General features: G+C 67.5%; 10 protein-coding genes and 2 pseudogenes. 2 read left to right on the top strand and 10 right to left on the bottom strand.

The window, feature by feature from the left end:
• Positions 1–491 (bottom strand): annotated as a pseudogene (locus tag ACTHQS_RS19630) (hypothetical protein); the annotation flags it as partial.
• 272 nt (positions 492–763) lie between these two features.
• On the opposite strand from ACTHQS_RS19630, the gene ACTHQS_RS19625 reads away from it, so the two are divergent.
• Positions 764–1,297 carry a MarR family winged helix-turn-helix transcriptional regulator gene (locus ACTHQS_RS19625; RefSeq protein WP_440172211.1) on the top strand — a complete coding sequence of 178 codons (534 nt, stop codon included), beginning with the start codon at positions 764–766 and terminating at the stop codon, positions 1,295–1,297.
• Positions 1,298–1,329: 32 nt separating this feature from the next.
• Here ACTHQS_RS19625 and ACTHQS_RS19620 read toward each other — a convergent pair whose 3' ends face one another.
• The 8 genes and pseudogenes from ACTHQS_RS19620 to ACTHQS_RS19585 all read right to left on the bottom strand — a co-directional run bounded on the left by ACTHQS_RS19620 (position 1,330) and on the right by ACTHQS_RS19585 (position 10,026).
• A complete protein-coding gene (locus ACTHQS_RS19620) occupies positions 1,330–2,466 on the bottom strand; it encodes a baeRF2 domain-containing protein (protein WP_440172209.1) in 1,137 nt (378 codons plus the stop codon).
• A gap of 152 nt (positions 2,467–2,618) precedes the next feature.
• Positions 2,619–2,960 carry a hypothetical protein gene (locus ACTHQS_RS19615; RefSeq protein ID WP_440172206.1) on the bottom strand — a complete coding sequence of 114 codons (342 nt, stop codon included), beginning with the start codon at positions 2,958–2,960 and terminating at the stop codon, positions 2,619–2,621.
• Positions 2,961–2,983: 23 nt separating this feature from the next.
• The gene (locus ACTHQS_RS19610; protein WP_440172204.1) at positions 2,984–4,234 is read right to left on the bottom strand and encodes a D-arabinono-1,4-lactone oxidase; all 1,251 of its coding nucleotides are present in this window, start codon (positions 4,232–4,234) and stop codon (positions 2,984–2,986) included.
• A gap of 160 nt (positions 4,235–4,394) precedes the next feature.
• Positions 4,395–6,168 (bottom strand): annotated as a pseudogene (locus tag ACTHQS_RS19605) (amidase).
• Entirely contained in the window at positions 6,165–7,265 is a 1,101-nt protein-coding gene (locus ACTHQS_RS19600; RefSeq protein ID WP_440172201.1) for an agmatine deiminase family protein, read from the bottom strand. The pseudogene ACTHQS_RS19605 and the gene ACTHQS_RS19600 overlap by 4 nt, the downstream one beginning before the upstream one ends.
• Before the next feature lie 42 nt (positions 7,266–7,307).
• Positions 7,308–8,024, bottom strand: a complete 717-nt coding sequence (locus tag ACTHQS_RS19595) for an alpha/beta fold hydrolase (protein ID WP_440172200.1) — start codon at positions 8,022–8,024, stop codon at positions 7,308–7,310.
• Positions 8,025–8,068: 44 nt separating this feature from the next.
• The gene (rsgA, locus tag ACTHQS_RS19590; RefSeq protein ID WP_440172197.1) at positions 8,069–9,229 is read right to left on the bottom strand and encodes a ribosome small subunit-dependent GTPase A; all 1,161 of its coding nucleotides are present in this window, start codon (positions 9,227–9,229) and stop codon (positions 8,069–8,071) included.
• Between the two features lie 251 nt (positions 9,230–9,480).
• Positions 9,481–10,026 (bottom strand): CGNR zinc finger domain-containing protein, encoded by a 546-nt coding sequence (locus ACTHQS_RS19585; RefSeq protein ID WP_440172195.1) that lies wholly within the window; start codon positions 10,024–10,026, stop codon positions 9,481–9,483.
• An 89-nt stretch (positions 10,027–10,115) separates the two neighbouring features.
• Between ACTHQS_RS19585 and ACTHQS_RS19580 the strand changes: the two genes are divergently transcribed.
• A complete protein-coding gene (locus ACTHQS_RS19580) occupies positions 10,116–11,381 on the top strand; it encodes an MFS transporter (protein ID WP_440172192.1) in 1,266 nt (421 codons plus the stop codon).
• Between the two features lie 19 nt (positions 11,382–11,400).
• On the opposite strand, the gene ACTHQS_RS19575 is transcribed toward ACTHQS_RS19580, so the two are convergent.
• Entirely contained in the window at positions 11,401–11,637 is a 237-nt protein-coding gene (locus tag ACTHQS_RS19575; protein WP_440172190.1) for a zinc-ribbon domain-containing protein, read from the bottom strand.
• Between the last annotated feature and the right edge of the window lie 115 nt (positions 11,638–11,752).

The raw sequence follows: 11,752 nt of genomic DNA, 5'->3' as shown, positions 1-11,752 counted from the left end.
GCGAACCGCTGGACCTCGTTCAGGAGGTCACCGGGCTCGCGGTTTTCCAACCAGGACGCCATCGAGGACGTGCGCTCTGCCGCCTGCCGGACCAAGTCGCTGGCCATGCCCTGCTGGTCCGGGGCGCTGGCCATGCTGTGCAGCTGGCTGGAGATCGTGCGGATGCCTTCCGCGGCCTTCTGCTGCTGGGTGCCTGCCTGGCTGGTAAGGCCGGACTTCGCCTGGTGCAGCAGGTCCTGCGCATTGGCCTTCGCCTCATGCGCCACGTTCGCGGCCTCTTCCTTCGCAGTCTGGGCCACTCCCTGGGCTGCAGATGCGGCCTCACCGGCAACGTTGGAGGCCTCCTCCTTTGCTGCCTGCGTCTTGGAGGTGTCACCCGAAGTGGTTGGGTAGGAGGCCTGCTGGGGAGCTACCTCCGTTGCACCATAAGGATCGGCGAGGACCGGATCGCTGGTGGTGTGCGGGGTCTGGGGCCATTGGTTCTCTGTCATCTTCGCTCTCTTTCAGAAAGGGTTAGCTGGCGATCAAGAACCAGCAATGCTGGCAACTTAGTAAGCAAGGTTACTAATTAGATACTAAGCACACTTCCCATTTGGATTGCAAGGGGTAGTGCTGCGGTTTCGAAGTTCCGGTGCGGAGGATAGGCTTGAACGGCGGGCGAATAGTAAGCCTACTTGCGAATATGTTGCTAAGCATGCTTATTGTAGTGGTGTAGCGACGCAGGGTGACCAGCACTTAGCCACCTACAGGAAGGCCGCGGCCGATGACCAGCAATCTCGATCCGGACGCCCGGAGCAGCTACCGCCTTATCACTTTGGCGGCACGGCTGATCCAGAGGCGACAGGACGATGCACTGGCCCCCCTTGGCCTCACCCGTGCCGCCGTTATTGCACTGGAAGGCCTGACGGGGGGCCCACTGAACCAGGAACAACTTGCCGACGCGATCAGGGTCCAAAGCCAGACGCTGGGCCGGGTCCTTACCCGGCTCGAGGGCACCGGACTTATCACCAGGACCCGCCACGCCTCGGACCGCCGCCAGCTGAAAGTGGAGCTGACGGACGCCGGTGTTGCCGCCGTCGAAGCGGCGCGCCAAGCGGAGGTCAACGCCTATCCGGACGATCCCGACATCGGGTGGAAGGAACTCCGGGAGGAACTCACCAAGTTTGTCCGTGCCGTCCCACTCAGCCGCGATAGTGGCGTGGTTCCGTTTGCTCCGCCGGAACACCGGGCGGGGCACCGGCCCCAGGCCGGACGGGCGGCCGGCATCCGGGGTTGGGAACAGCCGCACCAGAACTGAAAAGGATCAAGAAGCTGCAGGGGCGCTACGGCTTACGACGACGGGACGTCCGGTCCCGAGGACCAGCGCAGCAATGCTGCGGCAGGCACGCCCTCCGGCAGGACCGGTCCCGGAACCAGGAGGACCCGGGCGTCGGTGAGGGCAGCTGCCCGAAGCAGCGCCGCAGGGGCCGGCACTTCTCCCAGGATTCCTGCGGCCAGCGCTTCATCTTTGGCTGTGGCGATCCAAGGCTCAGCATCCAGGGCCAGCAGGGTCCGTCCGGACAAGACGGCGTCATCAAGGATCAGGAGCTCCACCTGCGCCTGCTGGAGTGCATGCACAACCGCTCCGATGCCATGGGCTGCCTCCGGATTGGCCTGGCCCTCCTGGACGGCCAGCCTGTCCATGACAGCCTTCTGCTCCTCCGCCCACAGCTCGGCAACGTGGCGGTTTACCTGGTCCTCCAGGTTGGCGCTGTCAGCGCCGGCGGTATGGGTGTGTGAATCCACTTCCGACACTAATGTCCTGCTGGCCTCGGAAAGATTGTCCTTGACCAGGCCACGGGCGCGGACGTCACCGGCGAGAACGATCAGCCGGGCCCCGCTGGAGCTGGCCACCCTGTCTATCTCGCCCGCCACTTCGTCGGCATTCCGGCGCCAGACGTCCTCGGTGTGGTGCTGGAACCGCAGCTCCGACCAGCCTCCGCCGTGGAACTTGTGCACGTGCTCGGACTCGCCCTCCACTTCCTGCACGCCGGCGGGCACCCCTGACCCGGCCCGGTACAACCGGATTTCGCCATGTTCCCGGCTTACTTCCGCCACGACATAGGCAAGGTCTTCCGGCCGGTGCTTGACCAGCGGCAGCAGGTCAGGGACAGGCTCCACGGCCAGCCGCTCGGGCAGGACAAGACCGCCCGGAAGCACCTCATTGACTTCAGTTTTCCCGGCATGGACCAGGGCGAACCGTGCCACGGGGGACGGTACTCCGGCTGCCGGCTTGAGGGCTTGTTCCATTGCCTCGATATCAGCGGGGGTTGCCCCTTTTGCTTCGAGTTGGGCCCGTGTATTTCCGGGCCTGACGTCGCCGGCTTCGAGCGTGTCCACTGTCCCGGTTCCCGCGTTCACGTACGCCGTGCACCAAGGACCGGGGGTGCGGTATAGATCGGCATATATCTGCAGGCTTGTGGTCACTTTTCCTCCTCCGCAACGAGTGGGGCTGAGGTGGTTTTGCCGCGTTCCGCCATGGCGATCTCCTTCGCGCGTGACCCACAGGCTTACTGGTTCGTCACTTCAAGGTAGCAGCGGGCATCCGCGTGCTGAAGGGCCTTCCGGCCCCTTGCCGCTCAGGCCCGGCAGGCGTCCTGCAGGGCCCGGACGGAGTCTGCCGGCACCTGGTCCCCGGCATCCGCAAGCTGCCCCAACGGCGTCGTGATCTCCGCGGGGACCCCTGCCGTCCGTGCAGCCGAGACCAAACCTGCCAACGCCTTGCGGTCCTCAACGCTGACCAGTCCGTCCTGGACTACTGCGCAGACTTGCCGGTTGACTTCCTGGGCGGCGGTCGAGGCAGCCTTGGAGGCGGCGTCGCTGGCCGCGTTTCCCGCAGCGTCCCCCACGGCGCCGCACCCCGTCAGCAGCAGGGCGGCGGCAAGGACAGTGGCGGGAACGACGGCGGGACGAAAAGTCATGCCTCCAGCGTACCGGCGGCCTCCTACCGCCGCGCCGGGACGCCGAGGATGCTGTCCAGCAGGGGATTCCGGAACTTGTCCTCGGGATCATGGCTTGCAGCAAAGGCACGGAAGTCGGCGAAGCGCGGGTAGAGCGCTTCCCAGTCGTAGCCGTCCGCGGTGAACAGCTTGCCCCAGTGCGGCCTTGCACCAAAGGGCCGCAGGGCTTCCTCCAGGACCGGAAGGAAGCCCTCCACCTCGGGCTGCAGCGGCTTCCACGTGAAGTGCAGCGCAACGCTCTGCTGCCGGAAGAAGGGGCTGAGCCAGAACTCGTCCGCTGCGCCGGTGCGGATCTCCGAGACAAACAGCAGCGGTGCGAGATCGTCGGCCAGCGCGCGGACTGCCTGGAGGGCGGCGGGGGCGTGCTCCAGGGGAAGGATGAACTCGCTCTGGAGTTCGTCTCCGTTGCTCGGGGTGAACTCATGCCGGAAGTGCGGGAGCCGGTCCAGCCACAGGCCCGGTTCGTCCAACTGCGCCGTGCAGTTTTCCGCGGACATGTCCGGCAAGGGATGTCGGGGATGCAGCGCGGCGGTTGCCCCGAACAGGCTTGGAAGCGCCTCCTCCTCGTCGAGGGCCTTGAGCCAGACCTGGTTGATCCTGTCGCCGGCGTAGTCCGTAAACAGGCTCACGCTGTAGGCGCTGGACACGATGGTGGAGAAATCGGCCAGGGCGTTGTCCCACGGCAGGTCCTCGAGAACCCGCTGGCGCATCCTGAAGCTGGGCCGTACCGCCAGTTCCAGGCCAGTGACAATGCCCAGGGCCCCGATGCCCACCACGCTTGCCAGGAACTCGTCACCGTCCGCCCTGGTCAGCGTGACCTGCTCGCCGGAGGCCCGGACCAGGTCGATGGATTCCACGGCGCCGGCGAGGGAAGGGTTGTTCACGCCCGAGCCATGCGTGCCGGTCTGCACCGCCCCTGCCACCGAGATATGCGGCAGCGAGGCAAGGTTGTGGATGGCAACGCCGGACTCCTCAAGGGTCCGGCACAGCGCCCCGTAACTCACCCCGCCGCTGACGCGGACCGTTCCCCGGCCGCGATCCAGCACCACCTGCTGCGGCAGGGCATCGAGGAGGACGTGGACGCCGTCGGTGTCTCCTACCCGGTTGAACGAGTGCCGGGAACCCAGTGCCTTTACCCGCGGCGAAGCGGCCACGATGGAGGCCAGTTCCGCTGCGGATTCCGGCCGCCTGACATCCGCGGAGGAGTATTCGAGGTTTCCTGCCCAGTTCTTCATCGAGTGGCTTTCGCTTGGGGTCGGTTTCCTCCCACTGTCAGCGCTAACAAACGACGCTGTCAAGGCGCTTCCGCTGGGTGGGCGGGGAGGCCCTGCGGTCGTGAACCACCCGCCTCCCGGACGCGAGGGGCGGCCGGGAGGCGGGCGGGCGTTAAGGCGGTTAGCCAGGAGTTCCTTCGCTGCCGGCGGGCGTGGTGCGCGGCGGCGGGACGCGCCGGGTCCCGGTGGCTTCAAACGCCGCAGCAAGCCGGAGCAGTTCCGTGTCACCGTAGGCCTTGCCGGCGATGGTGAGGCCCACGGGCATCGCGATGTCCGCCGCGATGCCCATGGGAACAGTGACGGTGGGAATGCCAAGGTGCCGGGGGACCAGGTTTCCGTTGGCCACCCACAACGTTGCGCCAGGCGATGTCAGCCGAGGCGGTGTTGGTGTCCGCGTCCGCCGGGCCAACATCGGCAGCCGCCGGGAACACCACGGCATCCAGGCCCAGACCGTCCATCCACTCCTCCAGGTCCACGCGGCGGGTTTCCTCGAGCCCCTTCAACCCGTCGCTGAGGTGTGGAATCTCTGCCAGCAGCGGTGCTCCGTGCTCCCGGATCCATGCTGGATACTCTGCGATGTCGTCATCGAACCCGTCATAGCGGTCCGGCAGCGCGCCGTCCGGGGCGGGGAAGATGGCGGCTCCATCGACGTCGGCCAGTCGGTTCAGCTGCGGGTCGCCGTTGGCACCCAGGAAGTCATTCCACGCCCAGGCGGAGAGGTCCACGATTTCCCGGCGCAGGTACTCCGGGGACACCAGGCCGCGGGTGGCGAGGGTGGGGGCGCCGGGCCGGTCCCCTTCGTAGTTGGAGACCACGGGGAAGTCCACTTCCACCACGTCGGCCCCTGCGGCTTCCAGGTCGCGGCGGGCCGCGTTCCACAGTTCAATGATGGAGCCACGGGTTTGAATCCGTTGCCCTGTGGGTCCCCCGATGCCCGGTGCTTGGGCAGTGCCGGCCTGCGGATCAGCGTTGATGTACATCCGCGGCACGCCAAGCCGTTTGCCCGCAAGTACGCCTGCCGCCGCGGCTGCGTCCGGAACGGCGAGACCTACGTACGACGGCGGGCGGACAGCCGATGCCATGGGCACCGGAATCCAGGGCTGGACACGCCAGAAGTCGCCGCGTGGCTCGGCGTCATCGGCCACGACGACGTCCAGGACCTCCAGCAGGTCCGCCATGGTGCGGGCGTGCGGAACCACTACATCCATGGTGGGAACCAGGGGCCAGTTGCCGCGCACGGAGATGACGCCGCGGGAGGGCGTGTAGGCGCAGAGGGCATTGTTCGACGCCGGCGCCCGGCCTGAGGACCACGTCTCCTCGGCGAGTCCGAAGGCTGCGAAGCTGGCGGCCGTTGCGGTGCCGGAGCCGTTGGAGGAACCGGAAGCATAGGCCGCAGTAAGGAAGTCCGCGTTGTACGGGCTCTCCGCACGGCCGTATGCCCCGCGCTGCATACCTCCGTTGGCCATGGGCGGCATGTTGGTCAGTCCGATCAGGACTGCGCCCCCGGCCCGCAGCCGTTCGATGGTGAAGGCGTCCCGCTGCGCCACGAGGTCCTTGAACGCCGGTGAGCCGGCAGCGACGGTGAGGCCTTTGACCTGGTAGCTGTCCTTTGCTGTGTAGGGGATGCCGTCCAGGGGGCTGAGCGTGGACCCGGCAGCACGGCGGCGGTCCGAGTCCTGCGCCTCGGCGATGGCCTCGGGGTTCATCACCACGAGGGAATTCAGGCATATTCCTGACGAGTCATACTTCTGGATACGCTGCAGATAGGAACGGACCAGCTCCTCGCTGGTAGCCTCTCCGGACTCCAGCGCGGCGCGGAGCTGGCTGATGCCGGCCTCCACTACGTCGAACACCTCCGCAGCGGCCGGTTGATGAGTAGCCTGCGCGAGCTTCATGCTGCACCGCCTTTGAGCAGGGCCGGCTGCTGCTGGGTGATGCAGTGGATGCCTCCGCCGAAGGCGAAGATATCCCGGGCGTCCACCAGTTCCACGGTTCGTCCGGGGTAGGCGCGTTCCAGTATGCCTGCGGCGATGCTGTCGTTGGGATCGTTGAAGCTGCACAGCACCACCACCCCGTTGGCCACGTAGTGGTTGATGTAGGACCAGTCCACCCAGCCCTCGTCGTCCCTGAGCGTGGTGGGGGCCGGAACGTCGATGATGCGCAGCGGCTGGCCCTGGGCGTCCAGCTGCCCGGCGAGGACCGTCTTCAGCTGCAGGTAGACGGCATGGTCGGGGTGGGCGGGGTCATCCTGGCGATGGAGCAGGATGGTGCCGGGGCCGGCGAAGGCGGCCACAATGTCCACGTGGCCACGGGTGCCAAACTCGTCGTAGTCGCGGGTGAGGCCCCGCGGGAGCCAGATGGCCTTGGTGGTGCCCAGGGCTGCATGGACTTCTGCCTCGACGGACTCCTTGGTGGCGCCGGGGTTTCGGCCCGGATCGAGCTGCACCGTTTCGGTCAGCAGTACCGTGCCTTCACCGTCCACATGGAATCCGCCGCCCTCGTTCACCAAGGAGCTTCGCCTGACTGGCACGTTGGTGCCGGCCGCCACGCTCCGGGCCACGTCCTGGTCCTTAGCCCAGGCAGCCCAAGTCTGAGCGCCCCAACCGTTGAAGATCCAATCGACGGCGGCGAGTGAACCGTCCGGCTGGTGAACGAAGGTAGGACCGCTGTCCCGCAGCCAGGCGTCGTCCAGCGGAACCTCCAGGACGTCGATGCCCTGGCCGAGCCATTCCCGCGCGGCGGTGGCATCGCGCGGATCGGCGATGACCGTGACGGGCTCGTACCTTGCGATGGTCCGGGCCACCGTGGTCCAGGCGGTCCGCGCCCGGTCCAGGGTGCAGCTTCCCACCGGCCCGAAGGTGTCGTTTGGCGGCGGGAAGGCCATCCAGGTCCGCTGGTGGGTGCCCCACTCTGCGGGCATGCGGGCTGCGGTACCGGTGGAGGCGTGGTTAGGGGCGGCGCTGCCACCGACTGTCGAATAAATGAATGCCATTCATTTATTATGGGGACCATTGCGGCAGCACGCAAGGGTTTTTCAAAGCTGGTCCGTATTGGTCCGGTCAACGGCGGCCAGGATGGCCCGTGCCAGTTGGTCGGGCTTGGTGAACTGCGGCCAGTGCCCCGTGGGCAGGTCGATGTACTCCACGTCGCGGACCCTGGCCAGTTCTGCGACGAACGGGTGCCCGGCTGCGATCCACTCGCGGATCATGGCGGACGGGAACTGGCAGGCGATCACGGTGGCGGGTACGCCGTAGCGCCGTTCGTCATGCAACTGCTGCTTGCCATACGCCACGCCGCGGGGCTCCGGCACAGCCCGTTCCCGGAATGCCTGGCGAAGCCCGTCATCGAGGTCCACCAGGTCGGCGTCGTCGAAATCTTCCCAGGGCGGCAATGGCACCTCGTCGCCCACGGCCGGCAGTTCGTCATTGATGGCACCGCCTTCAGCGAGCGGGCCGCTGTCCACGTAGATGGCACGCTCCACCTTCTCCGGACGGGCATCCACGGCGCCGTGGATGATGGCACCGCCCCCGGAATGGCCCACCAGGACCACCTTGCCGGGCAGGCCATCCAGGACCTGCACCACCGCGTCAATGTGGTCCTGCAGGTTGATGCCCGCCCTGGCGGCGTCCACGGACTCCTTGCCGGGGAGGGTGAGGGGGTGAAGGCGATGCCCTGCCGCTTCGAGGGCAGGCGTCACCCCTTCCCAGGATGAGGCGTCCAACCAGAAACCGGGAACCAGGATGATGTCCATGACCGAACCCTACTCCCCGCCCTGACACGGGAATACGGCCTGTCCTACCGTTTCCGCTTCCGGTCCTTCCCCGAGGGCCGGCCTTCGCGTTCGTAGGCCTCGCGCTCCGCCCAGCGCTGCGACTTTCCCGCGGAGACCACCTTCTGGTGCCACTCGCGGTGGTACGCGCGCTGGGCTGCGACGTCAGAGCGGCGTGCCAGCGCAGCCAGCTCCCGCTGCATCTTCAGGTAGGAGTTCCAGCGGCGCTCTGTCAGGACACCACTGTCGATCGCCTCCCGGACCGCGCAGCCCGGTTCGCTGCCGTGGGCGCAGTCCGCGAACCGGCAGCCCGCAGCCAGTTCCTCCACGTCGCCGAACATTCCGCCCAGGCCCTCGCCGGCGTCGAACAGCCCGAAACCCCGGACTCCGGGCGTATCCATCAGCACCGTACCGTTGGACAGCGGAACCAGTTCGCGGGCGGTGGTGGTGTGCTTGCCCTTGAAGTCCCCGGACCGCACCGCCCCGGTCTGCTGGACCTCGCGGCCCACCAGCGCATTGATCAAGGTGGATTTGCCTGCGCCGGACGGACCGAGCAGGACGATCGTCCCGCCCGATGGAATGCGGGACATCAGCTCGTCGATCCCATCGCCGTTCTCAGCCGACGTGGTGACCACCTCCACGCCGGCCGCCTGCAGGATGACTTTCCCCACGACGTCGTCCGCCACCTGCGCAAGGTCCGCCTTGGTGACGATCACCAGCGGGGTGGCACCGGAGTCCCACGCCGCGACGAGGGTGCGTTCCAGGCGGTTGTGCGTGAGCGGCCGGTCCACAGGCACGACGACGCCCACGGTATCCATGTTCGCGGCCAGGACCTGCTCTTCGGAGGAGTCCTCGAACGCGCGCTTGCGGCTGAGCTCGGAGCGGCGCGGGAGTATTGCCAGGATCTGGCGGTCTCCCGCCCGGTTGGGACCGATCCAGACCCAGTCCCCGGTGACGGCCGGCTGGCCGGACAGGGGATACGGCAGGTGGAGCAGTCCTTCGCCGACGGCAACCAGCAGCAGGGTGCGGTCCACACGGACAACCCTTCCGGGTTCCGTGGCGTCTGGGCAGGGGTGCTGCTCGAAGTGGCGGGCGACGGCGGGGGTGTAGCCGTAGGTGCCGAGGCCGCCGGTTGGCTGGGTGGTGCTTGAGGTGTTGTCCAGGGGGTTGCCTGAAGAAAGGTGCACGATAGTTTCCTTGCGGGTTCCCCGGTGCAGGAACGCTGTTACGGAAAGCTGCCGTCAGCAAGCGAGCGTGCAACCGGGAGGGATGGTTGATGTGGTGGGTGCGGGGCGCTCAGGGCGCGCGGCAACTGCAGTCATCAAAACCACCTCCAATCCCTCGTGCTGGCTCCCGTTTCCCTGCCGGGGGACGGCGGGGTGGAACCGCGTCCAACTTTAGCCGCCTCCGCCGTCGGGGGCCAGGGCTACGCTGCCCGCTAGAGGCGGCCCGCGGGGTGCCCGCGTCCGCGGCCGCGGTATCGCATCACGGCATCGGCGTTGCCGCACCGTGCCGAGCAGTAGGCGCGGCGTCCGCCGCGGCTGGTGTCGGCGAAAACCCTGGGGCAGCCGTCCCTGGCGCAGGTACCCAGCCGCCCTCCCGCTGCCTCCGTGATGAAGAGGGCCAGGCCACCTGCGGTGAGGGCACGCACGCGCTCCACCAGGCTGTCGCTGGTCTCAGCAAAGTGGAGGTGCGGACCCAGTCCGTCGTGGACCGTGAGGAAAACCCGCTTGACCCCCTGTTCCAGCAACGCGTTCACTGTGCCGCAACGCCCCTCCTCGCTGTCCAATGCAAAGACAGTGCGCAGGCGTATTGTCCACTCGCGCAGGAGCGCTTCCTCCTTTGCGCCCACCTGCGGATTGTGGAACAGGTGGCCAGCCAGGAGGTCTCCCAGGGCGCGTTCCTCCCAGCCTCCGCCGTCGAGCATGTTGACCAGTGCTTCCGCCACCCGGACGCCGGACATGTTGTCATGGTTGAACTGCATAAACTCATGACACCACACTGGGCATGACGGCGCCCTGCCCCGGTAGGCCCCGCCGCACTCTCCGTTTTCCTGACCCAGGAGCCACACCCTTGACCACCACCGCCGCCACCACCCGGTCCCTCCAGTCCCGCATGCGCAGGACGCTGGTGTGCGCGCAAATCTTTTCCGGCCTGGGCAACGGCTCCACGCTGGCCCTGGGTTCCATCCTCGCCGTGGATTTGTCAGGGTCCGAGGCCTGGGCAGGCTCGGTCAACACGTCCCTGACGCTGGGGACGGCAGTGACCGCCATTCCGCTGGCGCAGTTGGCCCTTTCCCGCGGCCGCCGCTTCGCTCTCGCTTCAGGACTTGCTGCGGCGATTGCGGGCACCGCGCTGATGGTGGGCGCCGTGATCACGGGATTCTTCCTCCTGCTGCTCGCCGGTGCCTTCCTGGTCGGCGTGGCCTCGGCAGTGAACCTCCAGGCCCGTTTTGCGGTCACGGACCTGGCTGAACCTGCGCACCGCGGGCGGGACCTTTCCCTGGTGGTGTGGGCCATCACCATCGGGGCAGTAGCCGGACCCAACATGGTGGGACCCGGCGCGGTGGTGGCGGGCTGGCTGGGGATTCCGGCCGCGGCCGGCCCGTTCCTCATCTCGGCAGCCGGCATGGTCGTCGGCGCCTCGATTGTGTGGCTCTTCCTCCGGCCCGACCCGCTGCTGGCCCGCCGCGCCATGGATGGCCCCGATGCCGGTGACAGTGTACGCAGCCGGGGCGCCCTGCAAGCCGGGTGGCGGATCGTGCGGGAGAACCGCACCACGCGCGGGGCCGTGGTGGCGGTGGTGGCCGCACACGCGGTGATGGTGGCAGTGATGTCCATGACCCCGCTGCACATGCAGCACCAGGCCGGGGCGGCAGCGGGCCACCCGGACACCATCGCGCTGATAGGCCTGACCATTTCCCTGCACATCGCCGGGATGTACGCCCTGTCACCGCTGGTGGGGTGGCTTACGGACAGGATGGGACCCGCGAGGATGGTGCTGGCGGCCCTGGCGATCCTCATGGCCGCGGTGGCGATCACGGGACTGGCAGCCGATTATCCGGCGGCCGTCACCACCGGCCTGGTCCTGCTGGGCCTGGGCTGGTCTGCCGCCACCGTGGCGGGGTCCACCCTGCTGGTCGCCGCCCTGGCGCCTTCCCAGCGGATCCCGGCCCAGGGTTTTTCGGACGCCGCCATGTCACTGGCGGCCGCGCTGGGCAGCGCGGCCGCAGGGCCGGTCATGGGCATGACCGGGTATTCCGGAATCAGTACCGCTGCAGCCGTCCTGGTGGCAGCGGCGGCCGTTGCCCTGCTGCGGCTTCCGGAACTGCGCCGCTGAATTCCGGACCTGCGGGCCCCTACGGCCGGAACTCCAGCGCGCGCTTCTGGCGTCCGGTAATGGAGGAGACGTAGCCGCAGTTGGTGCAGGTGATCCGGTACTTCCGGGACACGGTGAGCACCGGGATGAAGAACAGTGTGAACTTTGTGGCCTGCTCCTCAAGGAGGTGGTGGATGAAGGCGCCGCAGTGCGGGCAGGTTGCCGTCCGTCCCGGCAGGGCCTTGTGTACGGTCTTGAACCCAAAGAGGAGGAGCATGGCAGCCTTTCGTGGTCCGGTGGTAACCACCACCCTAGGCGAGTTTGGAAGGTCCCAATCAGGGGTACGGGGGCTTCTGCGATGTCTGGGTGAAATGCAATACTTGCGTGAGCAG

The organism is Arthrobacter sp. SAFR-044 (assembly GCF_051965175.1).
GTDB lineage: Bacteria > Actinomycetota > Actinomycetes > Actinomycetales > Micrococcaceae > Arthrobacter.
The sequence above is the reverse complement of the archived record's forward strand: the minus strand, read 5'-3'. Positions and strand labels throughout refer to the sequence as shown.

What these genes read in the sequence shown, in the direction of transcription:
- ACTHQS_RS19625 (WP_440172211.1), top strand. Translation starts at nt 764, where the DNA reads ATGACCAGCAATCTCGATCCGGACGCCCGGAGCAGCTACCGCCTTATC.
- ACTHQS_RS19575 (WP_440172190.1), bottom strand. Translation starts at nt 11,637, where the DNA reads ATGCTCCTCCTCTTTGGGTTCAAGACCGTACACAAGGCCCTGCCGGGA.
- ACTHQS_RS19595 (WP_440172200.1), bottom strand. Translation starts at nt 8,024, where the DNA reads ATGGACATCATCCTGGTTCCCGGTTTCTGGTTGGACGCCTCATCCTGG.
- ACTHQS_RS19610 (WP_440172204.1), bottom strand. Translation starts at nt 4,234, where the DNA reads ATGAAGAACTGGGCAGGAAACCTCGAATACTCCTCCGCGGATGTCAGG.
- ACTHQS_RS19600 (WP_440172201.1), bottom strand. Translation starts at nt 7,265, where the DNA reads ATGGCATTCATTTATTCGACAGTCGGTGGCAGCGCCGCCCCTAACCAC.
- ACTHQS_RS19585 (WP_440172195.1), bottom strand. Translation starts at nt 10,026, where the DNA reads ATGCAGTTCAACCATGACAACATGTCCGGCGTCCGGGTGGCGGAAGCA.
- ACTHQS_RS19615 (WP_440172206.1), bottom strand. Translation starts at nt 2,960, where the DNA reads ATGACTTTTCGTCCCGCCGTCGTTCCCGCCACTGTCCTTGCCGCCGCC.